This is a genomic window from Halomonas sp. HK25 (assembly GCF_047795635.1).
Lineage (GTDB): Bacteria > Pseudomonadota > Gammaproteobacteria > Pseudomonadales > Halomonadaceae > Halomonas.
On record NZ_CP181044.1, the window covers coordinates 3,615,205 to 3,634,138 of the forward strand.

Genomic DNA, 18,934 nt, shown 5'->3' on the forward strand with positions numbered 1-18,934 from the left:
TGTCCCGCCTAGCCATCACGGCGACTCGCCCCGCCATCCCGACGCCACCGCCAGCCAGCGCTCGCTCACGGGGTCGAGTACTGCCACCGGCGTCGCGCCCCACCAGGCCACCAGCAGCCGCTGGCGCTCCCAGGGCGGTACCGCCAGCTCCTGAAGCAAGCGCTTGAGGTCGCGGGAGCCGCGACTCGCCAGGTGCAGTCGTTCGCCGCCTCGTCGCGGTCGCAACAGCAGCGGGCCGGACACCGCCGCCGCACGGCTCAGCCCCAGGTTGCAAGTTCCCAGCGGCGTGATCAGCGGCGCCTCACCGTTCCAGCGCGTTTCCCAGCCCTCCGGCAGGGAGGGGAGCGGCGCCAACAGGTAGAGCCATCCGCGCCAGACCCGCGCCTCGACGCCCTCCCAGGCCACCCGCACTTCGGCATCCCTTCGCGAGGCCAGCTGAGCCAGCAGCGTTGCCAGGCGAGCCGCCGGGGGGCTAGGCAGGCCCAGGCGCGCGCAGGCGTGGCGCAGCAGCAGGCGCTGGCGGGCCGCAGAGAACGCCGTCAGCCCCACTGCGGAGAGGCGGGCCGGCTCCCCGCCCAGGCGTTCAAGATCGAGCTCGGCCAGTTCGCCGAGCAGTCCCTCGGCCTCCCCGGCCAGGGCAGCACTGCGTGACAGCGCCGCGGCGGCATGGGGCCAGCGGGTCGCCAGCCCCGGCAAGACGGTGTGACGCAGGTAGTTGCGATCGAGGCGCTCATCGGCGTTGGAGGGGTCCTCCACCCAGGCGAGGCCGCAACGGGCCGCCTCGGCCTCGAGCGATGCCCGGGAGACCACCAACAGCGGTCGCGAAAGCGCCCTGCCCCGCCAGGCGCGCGCCGGCGGCATGCCGGCCAGCCCACGCACCCCGCTGCCGCGCAGGGCGGCGAGCAGGAAGGTCTCGGCCTGATCGTCGCGGTGCTGGCCCAGCCACAGGGTCTCGCCGGGTGCGACGCGACGGGCGAAGGCGGCGTAGCGCGCCACCCGGGCCGCCCCCTCCAGGCCCTGCCCAGCGGCGAGGTCGACCTCGACCCGCTCGACGAACAGCGGCACGCCGAGCCGCGAGCAGAGCCGGCGGCAGTGGACCTCGAAGCCATCGGCGGCGGCCTGCAGGCCATGGTGAACATGCAGGGCATACAGCGGGCGGGGATGGCGACGGCACGCCTCGGCGGCCAGCGTCAGCAGCAGCGCGGAGTCGAGCCCGCCGGAGAGCGCCACCCAGACGCAACGCCCCGGCGGAGTCTGGGCCAGGGCGTCGTCGATCAGGGCTTGCAGGGGCATCCTGTCAGGCCGGCGCCCCATAGCTCATCAGGCGCTTGTAGCGTCGCGTCAGCAGGGCGTCGATATCCATGGCGTCGAGGCGGTCCAGGCTGCCCAGCAGCGCGTCCCTGACCCGCTCGGCAGCGGTGACCGGCTGGCGGTGGGCGCCGCCCAGCGGCTCGGGGATCAGGGTATCGACGAAGCCCAGTTCCTGGAGGCGCTCGGCGGTGACACCCATGGCCTGGGCGGCGTCGGAGGCCTTCTCTGCGCTACGCCACAGGATGGAGGCGCAGCCCTCTGGCGAGATCACCGAGTAGGTGGAGTACTGCAGCATGGCCAGCTCATCGCAGACACCGATGGCCAGCGCCCCGCCGGACCCCCCCTCGCCCACCACGGTGGCGATGATCGGCGTGCGCAGGCGCGACATGACGGCCAGGTTGTGGGCGATGGCCTCGGACTGGCCGCGCTCCTCGGCGTCGATGCCCGGGTAGGCTCCCGGGGTGTCGATGAAGGTCAGTACCGGCATCTTGAAACGCTCGGCCATCTCCATCAAGCGGCACGCCTTGCGGTAGCCCTCGGGGCGCGGCATGCCGAAGTTGCGGCGCACCTTCTCCTTTACGTCGCGACCCTTCTGGTGGCCGATCACCATCACCGGGCGGTCATCGAGGCGCGCCACGCCACCGACGATGGCGGCGTCATCGGCGAATTGGCGATCGCCGTGGATCTCGTCGAAGTCGGTGAAGACGTGCTCCAGGTAGTCCAGGGTGTAGGGCCGCTGGGGGTGACGGGAGAGTTGGGAGACCTGCCAGGGGGTCAGGTCCTTGAAGATGGACTCGGTGAGCTTGCGGCTCTTCTCCTGAAGGCGCTCGATCTCGTCGCTGAGGTTGACCTGGCTATCATTGCCGACCAGGCGGAGCTCCTCGATCTTGGCCTGGAGCTCGGCGATGGGCTGTTCGAAGTCGAGATAGTTGGGATTCATTGGCGGGAGGCCTTGTCGTGTTTCACCGCCCTGCCCGTCGAGACCAGGCGCGGCGCGAAAAATGAAGTGCCTGGCATTATCGCACCCTCAACGTGGCGCGCAAGGCAGCGCCTCAGCGATACTTCAGCCGCACGCCGTCCTGGCCCTGCACCTCGCGCAGGCGAATCAACAGGTCGTCGGTGGGCGAAACCTTCCAGGCCGCGTCGAGTTCCAGCCAGCCGGTGGCCTCGGCGTTGCGGTAGCGCAGCCGCACCGGCAGACCCTCGGCGTCACGGTGCGGGTCGAGGCTTGACCGCAGGGAATCGACCAGGCGGCCGTTGATGGCCGCGCCGTCCAGGGAGAGCTCCACCGCCTGACCGTAGCGGATACGCGCCGCCACCATGGGGGTGACCTCCTTTCCGCGCAGGCGCAGGCCACCGGAGTAGTCGTCGGAGGAGACCTCCCCCTCTACGATCAGCACCTGGTCCGCCTCGATCTGGCCGCGCAGCTGGTCATAGAGCTCGCCGAACAGCGACGCCTCGATGCGCCCGGTGCGGTCGTCCAGGGTCAGGAAGGCCATGGTGTCGCCGCGCTTCGACTTCATGGTGCGCACCCCCACCACCAGGCCCGCCACCCGCTGGGGCTCCCGCGACGGCTTGAGATCGCTGATGCGCGTGGAGACGAAGCGCTCGAGCTCCTTCTCGTACTCGTCGATGGGGTGACCGGTCAGGTAGAGCCCCAGGGTGTCCTTCTCGCCGGCCAGGCGCTCCTTATCGGTCCATTCGCGCACCCGGCGATACTCGGCGTAGACGTCGCCTCCCTCCGCCTCCTCGTCGACGAAGGCCTCGCCGAACATGTCGATCATGCCCAGGTTCTGGTTGGTCTGGGTCTGGGCGGCGGCCTTCAAGGCGTCATCCAGAGCCGCGGCCAGCACGGCGCGATTGGGGCCGAGGTTGTCCAGCGCTCCGGAGCGGATCAGCGCCTCCAGGGTGCGCTTGTTCATGCGCCTGGGATCGACGCGACGACAGAAGTCGAAGAGGTCCTTGTAGGGGCCATCCGCCTCGCGGGCCTCGACGATGGCGCCGATGGGCCCCTCGCCCACGCCACGGATCGCCCCCAGGCCATAGACCACCCGTCCCTCGGTATCCACGGTGAACTTGTACTCGCCGGCGTTGACGTCCGGCGGGGTCACGGTGAGCTTGAGGTGGCGGCACTCCTCGATCAGTGGCACCACCTTGTCGAGGTTGTCCATCTCGGTGGAGATCACCGCCGCCATGAAGGGGCCGGGATAGTGCGCCTTCAGCCAGGCGGTCTGGTAGGAGACCAGGGCGTAGGCCGCCGAGTGGGACTTGTTGAAGCCGTAGCCGGCGAACTTCTCCACCAGGTCGAAGATATTGCCCGCCAGGTCCTTGTCGATGCCGTTGGCCGCGCAGCCCTCCATGAAGCCCGCGCGCTGCTTGGCCATCTCCTCGGGCTTCTTCTTGCCCATGGCTCGGCGCAGCATATCGGCCTGGCCCAGACTGTAGCCCGCCATCACCTGAGCGATCTGCATCACCTGCTCCTGATAGAGGATGATGCCGTAGGTGGGCTCGAGCACCGGCTTGAGCAGCTCGTGCTGGTAGTCCGGGTGCGGGTAGGAGATCTCGGCCCGGCCGTGCTTGCGGTTGATGAAGTCATCCACCATGCCCGACTGCAGCGGGCCGGGGCGGAACAGCGCCACCAGGGCGATCATGTCATCCAGGGAATCGGGCAGCAGGCGCTTGATCAGCTCCTTCATGCCGCGGGATTCGAGCTGGAACACCGCCGTGGTCTCGGCGCGCTTGAGCATCTCGAAGGTGGGGGCGTCATCCAGCGGGATGCTTTCGATCTTGAGCGGCCCCTGCCCCTCCACGGCGCGCACCTTGTCGACCATCGCCAGCGCCCAGTCGATGATGGTCAGGGTGCGCAGGCCGAGGAAGTCGAACTTGACCAGCCCGGCCTCCTCGATGTCGTTCTTGTCGAACTGCACGACCAGCCCCGTGCCGTCTTCGTCGCAGAGCAGCGGCGAGAAGTCGGTGAGCTTGGTGGGGGCGATCACCACACCGCCGGCATGCTTGCCGGTGCCGCGGGTGATGCCCTCGAGCTTGAGCGCCATCTCCCAGATCTCGGCGGCCTCATCGTCGGCCTCGACGAACTCTCGGAGGGCCGGCTCCGCCTCGATGGCCTTGGCGAGCGTCATGCCCACCTCGAAGGGGATCAGCTTGGAGAGCTTGTCACCCAGCGAATAGGGGCGCCCCTGGGCGCGGGCCACGTCGCGCACCACCGCCTTCGCCGCCATGGTGCCGAAGGTGACGATCTGCGACACAGCGTTGCGGCCATAGCGGTCGGCCACGTACTCGATCACCCGGTCGCGCTTCTCCATGCAGAAGTCGACGTCGAAGTCGGGCATCGAGACCCGCTCGGGATTGAGGAAGCGCTCGAACAGTAGGTCGTAGCCGATGGGGTCGAGGTCGGTGATCTTCTGGGCGTAGGCCACCAGGGAGCCGGCGCCGGAGCCCCGCCCGGGGCCCACCGGGACGTCGTTGTCCTTGGCCCACTGGATGAAGTCCATCACGATCAGGAAGTAGCCGGGGAACCCCATCTGGATGATGATCTCGAGCTCGAAGTCGAGCCGCTGGCGGTAGCGGGCGTCGATCTCGGCGAACTCGGCGCCGTCGCGGGGGTAGCGCTCGGCGGGGAACAGGAAGTCGAGGCGTTCGGTGAGGCCGTCGTGGGAGACCTTGCGAAAGAACTCGTCCTGGGTCATGCCCTCGGGAATCTCGAACTCGGGCAGGAAGATCTCGCCGAGGCGCACCTCGACGCTGCAGCGGGCGGCGATCATCACGCTGTTGGTCAGCGCCTCGGGGATATCGGCGAACAGCTCGGCCATCTCCTCGGGGCTCTTGAGGTACTGCTCCTCGGTGTACTTGCGCTCACGCCGAGAATCGTTCAGCGCCCTCCCCTCGCCGATGGCGACCCGGGTCTCGTGGGCCCAGAAGTCATCCTTGTCGAGGAAGCGCACGTCGTTGGTGGCCACCACCGGGGTGCCGGTTTCCACGGCCAGTGCCACCGAGAGGTGCACGCACTCCTCCTCCAGGGGCCGCCCGGTGCGCGACAACTCCATGTAGAAGCGACCGGGGAAGGCGGCATTCCACTCCTCGAGCAGGGCCTGCGCCTCGGCGCCGTGGTCGCTCAGCAGGTAGCGGCCGATCTCGCCGTCGCGACCACCGGAGAGCGCGATCAGGCCCTCGCTCTGGGCCAGCACCCAGTCCCGCCTTACCTCGGCATGGCCCAGCCGCTGACCCTCCATCCAGCCCCGGGAGATCAGCTCGGTGAGGTTGCGGTAGCCCACGTCGCTCATGGCCAGCAGGGTCAGCCGGTAGGGGTGACCCTCGTCATGGGGGTTGGCCAGCCAGAGGTCGGCGCCGATGATCGGCTTGAGGCCGGCGCCCTGGGCACCCTTGTAGAACTTGACCAGGCCGAAAAGGTTGGCCTCGTCGGTCACCGCCAGCGCCGGCATGCCCTGGCCGGCGGCCGCCTTGACCAGCGGCTTGAGCCGCACCAGGCCGTCGACCAGGGAGTATTCGGTATGAACGCGGAGATGAACGAAAGGCGTGGTCATAAGGGGCTCGAGGCTTGGCGGTGAATAGTCAGCACGGAAGCAGGAGTTGAACCTGCGTGGCGGCATCGCTCGGAGCTGACTCGGCGACAGAGCTACGGGGAGGCGCCATGAATCCCTCCCTGGAGGCTACCTTGACCATCCCTGGTCCACGGACCTCCCCTTCGCTCTGTCCCCGGCGCTCCTCGCTACCCGCGTAAAAGGCAGCTGCTTGTTCTCGAGCCGAAGCGGCTCGTCAGAACAGCGCCAGCTGGCGCTTGACCGGGCCGAAGGAGCGGCGGTGCTCCGGCAGCGGCCCCAGGCGCTCCAGGGCGGCCAGATGCTGGCGGGTCGGGTAGCCCTTGTGGCGGGCGAAGCCATAATCGGGATGGCGCACGTCGAGCGCGGCCATCTGGGCATCCCGGGCCACCTTGGCCAGGATCGAGGCGGCGGCGATGGCCGGATGGCGGGCGTCCCCCTTGACCACCGCCTGGCCGGGAACATGATGCCCGGGCAGGCGGTTGCCGTCCACCAGCAGGTACTCGGCCCCGGGGGCCAGGGCATCGATGGCACGGCGCATGGCGAGATGGGTGGCGTGGAAGATATTGAGTTCATCGACCTCGACAGCCGAGGCCTCGGCCACGGCGAAGGCCAGCGCCCCCTCGCGGATCTCGAGATCGAGCGCCTCGCGGCGCCTGGCGCTCAGCGCCTTTGAGTCAGTGAGCCCTGAGATGGGGCGCGCCGAGTCGAGGATCACTGCGGCGGCGACCACCGCGCCGACCAGGGGGCCGCGACCCACCTCGTCGACCCCGGCGAGGCGCTCGCCGGCGTAGTGCACCACCAGCGGCGGCAGTTCGCCGGGCTTCCTTCTGCCTGACGTCACGGTGCGACCTCCCCGCCCCTCTCGACGCCCCGTTCCGGTGCCACGCTCGCCGGCAGCGGCACCCCGGCCACCAGGGCCTCGATGGCCTCCGCCGCGCGACGGCTGGCGTCGCGCTGCAGGCCGTCGTGTATCAGGGCGAAGCGCGCCTCCAGTTCGGCACGGCCCGGGGCGTCGTCGAGCATCTCGCCGAGCCGGGCGGCGATCGCCTCGGGGCTCGCCGCGTCCTGGATCAACTCCGGCACCAGCGTCTCGCGGGCGATCAGGTTGGGCAACGAGATCCACTCGGTCTTGACCAGTCGCCTGGCCAGCCAGTGGGTGGCCGGCGCCATGCGGTAGGCCACCAGCATGGGCCGGTGGCAGAGCATCGCCTCCAGCGCTGCGGTACCCGAGGCGAGCAGCACGGCGTCACTGGCCACCATGGCCTCCCGCGCCTGGCCGTCGAGCAGGGTCAGGCGCTCCGCTAACGCGGGGTGTTCAGCGAGCAGCGCCTCCAGTTCGGCGCGGCGCTCAGGCGTGGCCGCCGGCACCACCACCCGCAGGCCTGGCCGGGCGGCGCACAGCCGTTCGGCGGCGTCGAGGAAGGTCTCGCCCAGGAAACGGATCTCGTTGGCCCGAGAACCGGGCAGCACGGCCAGCACCTCGCCCTCGGCAGGCAGACCCAGCTCGCCCCGAACACCGGCGCGATCGTTCTCCAGCGGCAGTTCGTCGGCGAGCGGGTGGCCGACGAAGGCCACCGGCACCCGGTGGCGGGCGTAGAAGGCCGCCTCGAAGGGCAGGAAGGTGAGCATGGCATCGACGGACCTGGCGATACCCTTCACCCTGCCCTGGCGCCAGGCCCACACGGAGGGGCTGACGTAGTGGGCGGTGGTGAGGCCGGCCTCGCGCAGCTGTCGCTCCAGGCCCAGGTTGAAGTCGGGGGCGTCGATGCCGACCATGATGTCCGGCCGCCACGCCAGGGCATCGGCCTTGAGGGAACGACGCACCCGGATCAGCCCGGGCAGGTGCCTGAGCACCTCCACCAGGCCCATCACCGAGAGGGTCTCGAGGGGAAAGCGGCTGTCGATGCCTTCATGGATCATGCGCGGGCCGCCGATGCCGCGGAACTCGACGCCGGGATGACGCGCCTTGAGGGCGCGCATCAGGCCCGCGCCGAGGATATCCCCGGAGAGCTCACCGGCGACCAGGTAGACGCGCGTCACGGCCCGTTCCTCGGCGACGCTCTCGGCAGCCCTCTCGACAACCGGCATCGCTAGCGGATGATGCCGCGGGTGGAGATCTCGATGGAGGCGGCGAAGGCCTCGGTCTCGGCAAGCTGGAAGCGCGCGCGGATCTCGGCCAGCGCCTGCTCCACGGTGAGCCCCTGGCGGTAGACCAGCTTGTAGGCCTCGCTCAACGACTTGAGCGCCTCGCGGGAGAAGCCGCGGCGCTTGAGGCCCACCAGATTGAGGCCGTGGACCTGGGCCGGATTGCCGTTGATCATCACGAAGGCCGGGGTGTCCTTGGTGATGATGGAGCCGCCGCCGGCCATGGCGTGGGCGCCGAAGTGACAGAATTGGTGGATCGCCGACAGGCCACCGAGGATGACAAAATCGCCCACTGTCACGTGGCCGGCCAGGGTCACCTGGTTGGCCAGGATGCAGTCGTTGCCGATCACGCAGTCGTGGCCCACGTGGACATAGGCCATGAACAGGTTGCGCGAGCCAATGGTGGTCTCGCCGCGGTCCTGGGCGGTGCCGCGATGCAGGGTCGCCCCTTCTCGCACGACGTTGTCATCGCCCATCACCAGACGGGTCGGTTCGCCGGCATATTTCTTGTCCTGGCAGTCCTCGCCCACCGAAGCGAACTGGAAGATGCGCGTGCGCGCCCCCAGCACCGTGGGCCCCTTGATCACCACATGGGGACCGATCCGGCTGCCGGACCCGATCTCCACGTCGGGGCCAATCACCGTGAAGGGACCCACCTCGACGTCATCGGCAAGGCGAGCGGCGGGGTCGACGAGGGCGGTGGGATGAATCAAGCGACCTTCCTCTCGGCACAGATGATCTCGGCATCGCAGGCCAGTTCGCCATCGACGGTGGCCTTGCAGGCGAACTTCCAGATGCCGCGCTTCTCACGTATCACATCGGCACGCAGCTGAAGCCGGTCACCGGGCATCACCGGGCGCTTGAAGCGCACCTTGTCGCTGCCCACCAGATAGTAGACATAGCCATCGGCGGGCAGCTTGTTGACGGTCTTGAAGCCGAGAATACCGCAGGCCTGGGCCAGCGCCTCCATCACCAGCACGCCGGGCATGATGGGATGGTGGGGAAAGTGACCATTGAAGAACGGCTCGTTGATGCTGACATTCTTGTAGGCGACGATGGATTCGCCGAGGGTAATCTCCGTGACCCTGTCCACCAGCAGAAAGGGATAGCGGTGGGGCAGATAGTCTCGAATCTCGTTGATGTCCATTACCATCGTCACAACCTCTGGAGTGTCGGGAGCCCCGCCTTCCGGGCGGGTGCGAGCCGGCGGCAGGGGCCGTCGGGCAGGCGGTGGATTATAGCGCCCTGGGTGCCACCCTCAACCGTCGCGCCCCTTCTCGAGACGCGAGAGACGCTTGGCGATGTCGTCGAGCTGCTTGAAGCGTACCGCATTCTTGCGCCACTGGGCGTTCTTCATGGCACCGGTGCCGGAGGAGTAGACCCCCGGCTCGTGGATCGAATTGGTGACCAGACTCATGCCGGTGACCTGAACGCCGTCGCAGAGGGTCAGATGGCCAGCGAGTCCGACCCCGCCGCCCAGCATGCAGTGCCGGCCCACCCTCGTTGAGCCGGCGATGCCCACGCAGCCGGCCAGGGCGCTGTGATCGCCGATCTGCACGTTGTGGGCGATCTGCACCTGGCTGTCGATCTTGACGTCGTTGCCGATCCGGGTATCACCCAGGGCGCCGCGATCGATGCTCGAACAACTGCCCACCTCGACGTCATCGCCCAGCACCACCCCGCCGAGCTGAGCAATCTTGTGCCAACGCGCGCCGTCGTGGGCGAAGCCGAAGCCATCACCGCCGATCACGCAGCCGCTGTGCAGGATGACCCGCTCACCCACCACCACCCCGTGGCAGACGGTGACGTTGGGATGAAGCCTCGAGCCCGCACCGATCACCGAGTCCTCTCCGACCACCGAGCCGGGGCCTACGATCACGTCGTCGCCAAGGGTCACGCCCGCCTCGATCACGGCGTTGGCGCCCACCTCGACTCGCTCCCCCAGGGTGGCGCTTGCGTCCACCACCGCCGAGGGATGCACGCCGGCCGGCTCGCCGCCCACCAGGGGGTCGAGGAGCCGAGAAAGGGCCGCATAGCCCAGATAGGGGTTGTCGAGTTCCAGCCGAGCGGCCAGGCAGCTCTCGCCGTGCTGCGGATGCAGCAGCACCGCCGCGGCCCGGGTCTCCGGCAGGTCCTTGAGATAGGCGCGGTTGGCCAGGAAGGCGACCTGATCCGGGCCGGCCTCCTTGAGGGTGGCCAGCCCGCTGACACGGCGGTCGGCATCGCCGACCAACCGGGCACCCAGGCGCTCGGCGATGTCGGCAAGGGTCAAGGTCGGGATATCGCGTCGTGTCATGGCTTGGGTCCGCTGAAGCCGGCTCAGAGCAGAGTGTTGAGGATCTGGGTCACTTCACCAGTCAGGTCCGGCAGGTCCTGACTCGCGTGCAGCACACCTTGTGGCTCGACGAGGACATCGATGCCGTGGTGGGAGATCACCTGCTCCACGGCCTGCTCGAGCCTCGACTCCGCGTTGCTCAGGAAGCTCTGCTCGGCCTCCTGCTGGGCCTGCATGATCTCGCCGGCCAGGCGGTTGAGCTCGGTTACCTTGCGGTTGGCCTCCTCGCGCTCACTGTCGGTGAGGCTGCTGGCACGCTGCTGAAGCTGGGAGAGCTCCTGCTCCAGGGCCTCTGCCTGGCGCTGCTGGCTGCCGATGCGGCCCTCCAGCTCGCTCAGAGAGCGCTGGGCGGCATCGGTCTGCATCAGCGCCCGGCGCCAGTCCAGCACGGCCACCTCGGCGGCGTGGGCGGGTAGCGCCAGGGCGGCCAGCAGGACGAGACTCAGTGCGGCGGTCAATCTACGCATGGTGGAGCTCCTTGGCGGGCCACCCCGGGGCGGCCCTGCAATCTAGGGGTTTAGCCGCGGTCAGAATGTCTGGCCCAGCGAGAACTGGAAGAACTGGGTGTCGTCGCCGCTCTCGTCGTTGATCGGCTCGGCGATGCTGAAGGTCAGCGGGCCCACCGGCGTCAGCCAGGAGAGCCCCACGCCCACGCTGTAGCGTAGATCGCCCAGGTCCACCCCGGAGCTGCAGTTCGAGGTGCCGGTCTCGGTGGCATAGCAGTCGGTGAGGAAGGTGTTGCCCGCGTCCAGGAACAGCGAGGTCTGCACGGAGCGGCGATCCTCGATGAAGGGCAGCGGGAACAGCAGTTCGGCGCTGCCCTGCATCATGACGTTGCCGCCCAGGGTGCGATCGCGTCCGCCGGTCTCCGGCGGCGTGGTGCGCTGGCCCAGGGTGTTGGCGGTGAAGCCGCGCACCGAGCCGAGGCCGCCGGCATAGAAGTTCTCGTAGAACGGGTAGGGGTCGCTGCCGACCACGTCGGCATAGCCCACCTCGCCGCTGAACTTCAGCGCCCAGTCGTGGTTGTCATCGAGCGGGAAGAGCTGGCGGGCCTGGGCGCGTACCTTGTAGTACTCGGCGTCGCTACCGGGCACTGCGGTCTCCAGCGACAGGCGCTGATAGTTGCCGGCGGTAGGCATGATGCCGCGGTTGAGGTTGTTGCGGGTCCAGCTGGCGGTCAGTTTCAGGGCCTGGGAGTCCTCGCCCTGGTCCTCGACGTACTGGGTGATTTCCTGAGCGGTGTCGCGATAGGTCTTGATCGTCAGGTCCTCCACCGCGGCGCCGAAGTTGAGACGGGTAATCTCGTTGATCGGATAACCGAAGTTGATCCCCGCGCCATAGGCGTCGGTGGAATAGGTGGAGATGTCGGAATCCTCGTAGTCGGTCTCGCGGTAGTAGAGGTTGTAGCCGCGGGAGATGCCGTCGAGGGTCCAGTAGGGGTCGGTGAAACCGAAGTTGACGCTGGTGAAGGTGTCGCTGCGCTGGGCGCCGACGTTCACGCGGTTGCCGGTGCCCAGGAAGTTGGTCTGGGAGAGGCCCACGCCGTAGATGACGCCGGCGCTCTGGGAGAAACCGACGCTGGCGGAGATGGAGCCGGAGGGCTGCTCCTCGACGGTGTAGGTGACGTCGAGCTTGTCCGGCTCGCCGGCCACGGGGCGGGTCTCCACGTCCACCTGGCGGAAGAAGCCCAGACGCTCGAGGCGCTGGCGAGACTGGGTGATCGACTGGGTCGAGGCCGGCGCCCCCTCCAGCTGGATCATCTCGCGGCGCAGCACCTCGTCCTGGGTAGTCGTGTTGCCGATGAACTCGATGCGGCGCACATAGGCACGGCGCCCGGCGTCGACCCGGAAGGCGAGGTCGACAGCATCGCCGTCGGCGGAGACCTCGGGGATGCCGTCGACGCTGGCAAAGGCGAAGCCCTCGGCACCCAGGCGCGCGCGCAGCGCCTCGGAGGAGGCGGTCACGTCGCTGCGCGAAAACACCTGTCCGGGAGACACCTCTAGCAGCTCGCGGGCCTCGCTCTCGCTGATCTGCAGGTCGCCCACGAAGCGCACGTCGCCGATGCGGTACTGGCGGCCCTCGTCGACGTTCACGGTGATGAAGATCTGCGACTTGTCCGGGCTGATCGAGACCTGGGTAGACTCCACGTTGAAGTTGACGTAGCCGCGGTCCAGGTAGAAGGAACGTAGCCGCTCCAGGTCGCCGGCCAGCGCCTCGCGGGAGTACTCGTCCCGGGAGAACCAGCCGAAGATGCGGCCGCGGCGGTCGTTGAGCTCGAAGACGTCGCGCAGGGTATCATCATCGAAGGCGCGGTTGCCGACGAGGTTGATCTGGCGAATGCGCGCCACGGCGCCCTCGTTGATCTCCACGTCGACCTGCACGCGGCCCTCATCGATCTCGCGCACGCTGGTTTCGATGCTGGCGCTGTAGCGGCCCTGGCCCTGGTAGACGCCTTCCAGCTCGCGCTGGATCTCCTCCAGGGTAGAGAGCTGCAGCACCTCGCCCTCGGCCAGGCCAGCCTGGCGCAGGCCCTGGCGCAGCTCCTCGTCGCCGATCTGACGATTGCCGGTGATATTGAGTCGGCTGATGGTGGGGCGTTCCACCACCTGGATGATCAGCACGTCACCGTCACGGGCGAGGCTGATATCCTCGAACATGCCGGTGGCGAACAGGCTGCGGGTCGCGTCGGCCAGCTCGCGGTCATCGACGCGGTCGCGAGCGCTGACAGGAAAGGCGTTGAAGACGGAGGCGGCGGAGACTCGCTGCAGGCCTTCTACACGAATGTCCGAAACCTCGAAGGGTTGGGCCTGGGCCGTCCCGGCCCCGACGAGCAGCAGTGCCGCAAGTCCGATGGTCTTGATTCTCATGCAGTCGATTCGCTCGCGTTGATCTGCCAAACCTGTCCAGACAGGCACCTTATACATTTGTGCGGCTCGCTGACAAGGCGAGGGGGGGCCTACCAGAGCCGCATCAGATCGAAATAGATCGCCATCAGCATCAGGGTGCCGACCATCGCCAGGCCGATGCGCAGCCCGATCGCCTGGGCCTGCTCGGAAACCGGGCGGCCACGCACCACTTCCATGAAGTAGTAGAGCAGGTGGCCGCCATCGAGCACCGGGATCGGCAGCAGGTTGAGCACGCCGAGGCTGATGGAGAGGTAGGCCAGGAAGCTGACGAAGCTCTCCAGTCCCGCCCGGGCCGAGTCGCCCGATATCTGGGCGATGGTGATCGGCCCCGAGAGATTCGACGGCGAGATCAGCCCCACCAGCATCTTGCGGATGGCGCCCAGGGTCAGCAGGGTCATCTCGCCGGTGCGCGACACCGCCTGACCCACCGCGGCCACCGGGCCGTAGCGGATCTCGCGGAGGGACTCCTCGGGCCACTCCACCGAGGCCACCCCGGCGCCGATATAGCCGATGGTCACCCCCTCCTCCAGCTCATTGGTGCCGGGAGTGATCGCGAGGCTCAGGCGCTCGCCGTCACGGGCCACCTCGAGAGTCAGCGCCTCACCGGGGCTGGCACGCACGATATCGACGAAGTGCATCCAGTCGTCGACCGCGGTGCCGTCCACCGTCAGCACCTCGTCGCCGGCCTGCAGGCCGGCGGCATCCGCCGCCTCGCCGGGCATCAACTGACCCAGCACCGCCGGGAAGGGGGGACGCCAGGGGGTCACGCCGAGGCTCGGCAGCGGCTGGGGCGGGTCCTGCCGCACCAGCCAATTCTCCACCGGCAGGCGGTACTCGCGAGGCTCGGCGGTGGCGTCGGCGCGGGCGTCCACGCGAAGCTCGCCACTCATCCCGATGGCGGCCACCAGCTTGAGGTTGATCTCATCCCAGCCGCGCACCGGCTCGCCGCGCACGGCGACGATCTCCTGGCCGGCAGTGAGCCCGCCGCGCTCCGCGGGGGATCCCGGCTCGACGCTGCCGATCATCGGCGCCACCGCCGTGGTGCCGACCACGAACAGCGCCCAGTAGGCGACGATGGCGAGGAGGAAGTTGGCCAGGGGGCCCGCGGCGACGACGGCGATGCGCTGCCACACCGTCTTGCGGTTGAAGGCCTGGTCGAGCTGCTCCTCAGGCACCGGGGCTTCGCGCTCGTCGAGCATCTTCACGTAGCCGCCCAGCGGGATGGCGGCCACGACGAACTCGGTGCCGTAGCGGTCATGGCGCGACCAGATCGGCTTGCCGAAACCCACCGAGAAGCGCAATACCCGGACGCCGCAGCGCCTGGCCACCCAGAAGTGGCCGAACTCGTGGAAGGTAATCAGCAGGCCCAGCACCACGATGACGGCCAGGATGTTCTGGATCAGGCCCAAGTCGGTCTCCTCCTGGAATCGGGTTGAATTGACATCACCTCAGCGGCCCGCCAGCCAGGTCTCGGCGGCGCGGCGTGCCCGGGCATCGGCCTCAAGCACGGACTCGAGGTCTTGGACGATCTGGACCGGCTCGACCTCCATTACCCGCGCCACCAACTCGGCGATGCCGGTAAAGGAAAGCCGACCGTCGAGGAAGGCCTCCACCGCCACCTCGTTTGCGGCATTGAGCACCGCCGGTGCCGTACCACCGGCGGCCATGGCCTCGCGGGCCAGCCTCAGGCAGGGAAAGGCGACCTCATCCGGCGCCTCGAAGTCGAGCCGCGCCACCTGGAAGAGGTCCAGCGCCGTCACGCCGGCGTCAATGCGTTCGGGCCAGCCCAACCCATAGGCGATGGGCGTGCGCATGTCGGGGTTACCCAGCTGGGCGATCACCGAGCCGTCGCTGTAGGCGGCCATGGAGTGGATCACACTCTGGGGATGCACTACCACCTGAACCTGCTCCGGCCGGGCATCGAACAGCCAGCACGCCTCGATCAGCTCCAGCCCCTTGTTCATCAGGGTGGCGCTGTCCACCGAGATCTTGCGACCCATGGACCAGTTGGGATGGGCACAGGCCTGATCAGGGGTGACCTCCGCCAGGGCCGCCGGCGACCAGCCGCGAAAGGGACCACCGGAGGCGGTCAGCAGCAGCTGAGTCACGCCGTGATGGACCAGGCCGCCGCGATGCTCCATGGGTAGACACTGGTAGATGGCATTGTGTTCGGAATCGATGGGCAACAGGGTCGCCCCGCTCTTCACCACCGCCTCCATGAACAGCGCCCCGGACATCACCAGGGCCTCCTTGTTGGCCAGCAGCACGCGCTTGCCGGCGTGCACCGCGGCGAGCGTGGGCAGCAGCCCAGCGGCGCCAACGATGGCCGACATCACCACGTCCACGTCGTTGGCCTCGGCCACCGCCACCAGGGCCGCCGGGCCGCTTTCGACCTCGGTGGCCACGTCCGCCTCGGCCAGGCGCGCGCGCAGCCAGGCGGCATCCCGCTCCTCGCCCAGCACCGCCACGGCGGGCCGATGGGTGAGGCAGAGCGCCAGCAGGGGCTCCCGGGAGCGGTGGGCGGTCAGCGCATGGATCCGATAGCGCTCGGGATGGCGGGCGATCACGTCCAGGGTGCTGGTGCCAATGGAGCCGGTGGCCCCCAGCACGGTGACCGACTGTCGACGCAGACCGCTGCTCTCTGTCGACGCCACCCTAGAGCCCCCCCAGCAACAACAGGGCGAACAGCGGCAGTGCCGCGGTGAGGCTGTCGATGCGGTCGAGCACGCCACCATGGCCGGGCAGCAACTGGCTGGAGTCCTTGATGCCGCGATAGCGCTTGAGCATGCTCTCGAGCAGGTCCCCCAGCACCGAGACCAGTGTCACCACCAGGGTCGCCAGCAGCAGGGCCAGCCCGCCGCCGAGCCCCAGCCCCTGCCAGGCGGCGAAGACCACGGCCAGCACGGCGGTGGCGGTCAGGCCGCCGGCCACGCCCTCCCAGCTCTTGCCGGGGCTCACCCGGGGCGCCAGCTTGCGGCGACCGAAGGCGCGGCCGGCGAAGTAGGCGCCGATGTCGGCACACCACACCAGCAGCAGCACGAAGAGCAACCAGACGGCGCCGGTGTCACGCAGCACGTTGAGGCCCACCCAGGCGGGCAGCAGCACCCAGAGCCCCATGGCCAGGCGCCGTGGGGACGACTGCCACTGGTCGCTCCGCGCGGGGTAGTGGATCACCCAGTAGAGGTTGACCAGCCAGCCGGCGACCCCCAGCCACAGCGCCCAGGCCATCAGGGCCGCGTCGCTGAGCCACAGCACCAGCATGGCCACGGCCAGCACGCCCACCAGCAACAGGCGGTGGTCGCGCCGGCGGATGCCCGCCAGATTGGTCCATTCCCAGCCGGCCAGCAGCACGATACCCGCCGTGAACAGGGCGAAGAAGCCGCCGGAAAGGCCAAACAGGCCGGCCAGCATCAACGGTGCCAGCCAGGCCGCGGTGATGATGCGCTGTCTAAGCACCTTGTTGCGCCTCGATCTGTTCGTCGGTCATGCCGAAGCGACGCTGGCGACGCCGGAAGTCGTCCAGCGCCAGGTCGAAGGCTTCGGCGTCGAAGTCGGGCCACAGGCATGGCGTAAAGTGAAGCTCGGCGTAGGCCAGCTCCCAGAGCACGAAGTTGGAGATGCGCTGCTCACCGCTGGTGCGGATACACAGATCTACCGACGGCACCCCGGCCAGGCTCAGCTCGCCGGCGAAGGTGGCCTCGTCGATCGCCTCGGGGTCGAGTTCACCGGCGGCGACACGCTCGCCCAGACGGCGCGCCGCCCGAGTCAGGTCCCAGTGCCCGCCGTAGTTGGCGGCAATCACCAGGTGCAGGCGGGTGTTATCGCGGGTCTTTGCCTCGGCCCGGGCGATATGCTTCCTGATCGAATCCGAGAAGGCGGAAAGGTCACCGATCACTGAGAGGCGGATGCCATTGGCATGGAGCTTGCTGACCTCACGCTTGAGCGCCAGCAGGAAGAGCTCCATCAGGGCGCTGACCTCGGCCCTGGGGCGCTTCCAATTCTCGCTGGAGAAGGCAAACAGGGTCAGGGTCTCGACCCCGCGCTCGGCGGCCCGGCGGATGGTGGCGCGTACCGCCTCCACGCCGGCGTGGTGGCCACGCACGCCGGAGAGGCCTCGCGCCCGCGCCCAGCGGTTGTTGCCGTCCATGATGATCGCCACATGGCGTGGCAGCGCGCCTCCCGGGGTGGCAAGCGTGCCCTCCGTGGCGCTGGGATCTGAGGTAGGCGGTGACGTCATGGGGTCTCGCATCGGGGAGTGGGTGCACAAGACGGGAGGCCGCCCTCCTGGCGGCCCCCCGGCGCTCCTCAGATCTGCATCAGATCATGTTCCTTCAGCTCGAGCATCTTGTCGATCTCGGCGATGTACTTGTCGGTCAACTTCTGGATCGCGTCCTCGGCCTGGTGCTGCTCATCCTCGGAGATCTCCTTCTCCTTGAGCAGCGACTTGGTATCGCCGTTGGCATCGCGACGCACGTTGCGCACCGCCACCCGCGCGTGCTCGGCCTCGGAGCGAGCCTGCTTGATATAGCCCTTGCGGGTCTCCTCGGTGAGCATCGGCATCGGCACGCGGATGTTGTTGCCGGCAGTCGAGGGGTTCAGGCCGAGATCGGCGGTCATGATGGCCTTCTCGACCTTGGGCACCATGCTCTGTTCCCAGGGCACCACCGAGAGGGTGCGGGCGTCCTCGGTGTTGATGTTGGCCACCTGGTTCAGGGGCACCTGGCTGCCGTAGTAGTCCACGGTCACCGAATCCAGAATGCTGGAGTGGGCACGCCCGGTCCGGATCTTGTTCAGGTTGCCATGAAGAGCTTCAACGCTCTTCTTCATGCGGGCTTCCGCATCCTTCTTGATGTCATTGATCACGATGTCACCCTCTGTCTATCAGCGTGCCTTCCTCGCCGCCCACTACCAGATTGAGCAGGGCGCCGGGCTTGTTCATGTTGAAGACGCGGACCGGCATATCATGGTCACGCACCAGGCAGATGGCGGTCAAATCCATGATGCCTAGCTTCTGATCCAGGGCATCGTCGTAGCTGAGCTGATCGTACTTGACCGCATCAGCGTGCTTGACCGGGTCCTTGTCGTAGACACCATCCACCTTGGTGGCCTTGACCACCACGTCGGCGTCGATCTCGATCCCGCGCAGGCAGGCCGCGGAGTCGGTAGTAAAGAAGGGGTTGCCGGTACCGGCGGAGAACAGTACCACATCTCCGGAAGTGAGATAGCGGATGGCGGTGCGGCGATCATAGTGCTCCACCACGCCGCTCATGGGGATGGCGGACATCACCCGCGAGCGGATATTGGAGCGCTCCAGGGCGTCGCGCATGGCCAGGGCGTTCATCACCGTGGCCAACATGCCCATGTGGTCGCCGGTGACCCGGTCCATGCCCGCCGCGTGCAGCGCGGCACCGCGGAACAGGTTGCCGCCGCCGACCACGATGCCGACCTGCACCCCGATCCCTACCAACTGGCCGATCTCCAGGGCCAAACGATCCAGCACCTTGGGGTCGATGCCAAACTCGGCATCGCCGGTCAATGCTTCGCCGGAGAGCTTGAGCAGGATTCGCTTGTACTTCGACTTCTCGGAGCGGGGCTTGGGCGGCGTCTCGACGTGATCGGGGGTAGGCATGGCTCTCTCCTGGGCATCAGCGGTGACATGT

General features: G+C 68.2%; 16 protein-coding genes. All 16 read right to left on the reverse strand.

What is annotated here, in order from left to right:
* Window positions 1-15: 15 nt before the first annotated feature.
* On the reverse strand, window positions 16-1,293 hold the full coding sequence (gene tilS, locus ACM26W_RS16990) for a tRNA lysidine(34) synthetase TilS (RefSeq protein ID WP_416138154.1): 1,278 nt from the start codon (window positions 1,291-1,293) through the stop codon (window positions 16-18).
* Window positions 1,294-1,297: 4 nt separating this feature from the next.
* The gene (gene accA / locus ACM26W_RS16995; protein WP_416138155.1) at window positions 1,298-2,251 is read right to left on the reverse strand and encodes an acetyl-CoA carboxylase carboxyl transferase subunit alpha; all 954 of its coding nucleotides are present in this window, start codon (window positions 2,249-2,251) and stop codon (window positions 1,298-1,300) included.
* A 112-nt stretch (window positions 2,252-2,363) separates the two neighbouring features.
* On the reverse strand, window positions 2,364-5,870 hold the full coding sequence (gene dnaE / locus ACM26W_RS17000) for a DNA polymerase III subunit alpha (protein ID WP_416138156.1): 3,507 nt from the start codon (window positions 5,868-5,870) through the stop codon (window positions 2,364-2,366).
* 232 nt (window positions 5,871-6,102) lie between these two features.
* Window positions 6,103-6,729: a ribonuclease HII gene (gene rnhB / locus ACM26W_RS17005; RefSeq protein ID WP_416138157.1), complete on the reverse strand. Its 627-nt coding sequence runs from the start codon at window positions 6,727-6,729 to the stop codon at window positions 6,103-6,105.
* The gene (gene lpxB, locus ACM26W_RS17010) at window positions 6,726-7,976 is read right to left on the reverse strand and encodes a lipid-A-disaccharide synthase (protein WP_416138158.1); all 1,251 of its coding nucleotides are present in this window, start codon (window positions 7,974-7,976) and stop codon (window positions 6,726-6,728) included. Before lpxB ends, rnhB begins: the two co-directional genes overlap by 4 nt.
* 2 nt (window positions 7,977-7,978) lie before the next feature.
* Window positions 7,979-8,746, reverse strand: a complete 768-nt coding sequence (lpxA, locus tag ACM26W_RS17015) for an acyl-ACP--UDP-N-acetylglucosamine O-acyltransferase (RefSeq protein WP_416138159.1) — start codon at window positions 8,744-8,746, stop codon at window positions 7,979-7,981.
* The gene (gene fabZ / locus ACM26W_RS17020; protein WP_416138160.1) at window positions 8,743-9,186 is read right to left on the reverse strand and encodes a 3-hydroxyacyl-ACP dehydratase FabZ; all 444 of its coding nucleotides are present in this window, start codon (window positions 9,184-9,186) and stop codon (window positions 8,743-8,745) included. Before fabZ ends, lpxA begins: the two co-directional genes overlap by 4 nt.
* Before the next feature lie 105 nt (window positions 9,187-9,291).
* Window positions 9,292-10,329 carry a UDP-3-O-(3-hydroxymyristoyl)glucosamine N-acyltransferase gene (lpxD, locus tag ACM26W_RS17025; RefSeq protein ID WP_416138161.1) on the reverse strand — a complete coding sequence of 346 codons (1,038 nt, stop codon included), beginning with the start codon at window positions 10,327-10,329 and terminating at the stop codon, window positions 9,292-9,294.
* A 23-nt stretch (window positions 10,330-10,352) separates the two neighbouring features.
* Complete coding sequence (locus ACM26W_RS17030) at window positions 10,353-10,835, reverse strand: OmpH family outer membrane protein (RefSeq protein ID WP_416138162.1); 483 nt, start codon at window positions 10,833-10,835, stop codon at window positions 10,353-10,355.
* Window positions 10,836-10,895: 60 nt separating this feature from the next.
* Entirely contained in the window at window positions 10,896-13,235 is a 2,340-nt protein-coding gene (bamA, locus tag ACM26W_RS17035; protein WP_416138163.1) for an outer membrane protein assembly factor BamA, read from the reverse strand.
* Window positions 13,236-13,324: 89 nt separating this feature from the next.
* Complete coding sequence (gene rseP / locus ACM26W_RS17040; RefSeq protein ID WP_416138164.1) at window positions 13,325-14,683, reverse strand: RIP metalloprotease RseP; 1,359 nt, start codon at window positions 14,681-14,683, stop codon at window positions 13,325-13,327.
* Between the two features lie 39 nt (window positions 14,684-14,722).
* On the reverse strand, window positions 14,723-15,928 hold the full coding sequence (ispC, locus tag ACM26W_RS17045; protein ID WP_416138165.1) for a 1-deoxy-D-xylulose-5-phosphate reductoisomerase: 1,206 nt from the start codon (window positions 15,926-15,928) through the stop codon (window positions 14,723-14,725).
* A gap of 1 nt (window position 15,929) precedes the next feature.
* A complete protein-coding gene (locus ACM26W_RS17050) occupies window positions 15,930-16,730 on the reverse strand; it encodes a phosphatidate cytidylyltransferase (protein ID WP_416138166.1) in 801 nt (266 codons plus the stop codon).
* Window positions 16,723-17,511 carry a polyprenyl diphosphate synthase gene (gene uppS / locus ACM26W_RS17055; protein ID WP_416138167.1) on the reverse strand — a complete coding sequence of 263 codons (789 nt, stop codon included), beginning with the start codon at window positions 17,509-17,511 and terminating at the stop codon, window positions 16,723-16,725. Before uppS ends, ACM26W_RS17050 begins: the two co-directional genes overlap by 8 nt.
* Window positions 17,512-17,579: 68 nt before the next feature.
* Entirely contained in the window at window positions 17,580-18,137 is a 558-nt protein-coding gene (gene frr / locus ACM26W_RS17060; RefSeq protein WP_416138168.1) for a ribosome recycling factor, read from the reverse strand.
* Between the two features lie 4 nt (window positions 18,138-18,141).
* Entirely contained in the window at window positions 18,142-18,903 is a 762-nt protein-coding gene (gene pyrH, locus ACM26W_RS17065; protein WP_416138169.1) for a UMP kinase, read from the reverse strand.
* Window positions 18,904-18,934: the final 31 nt, after the last annotated feature.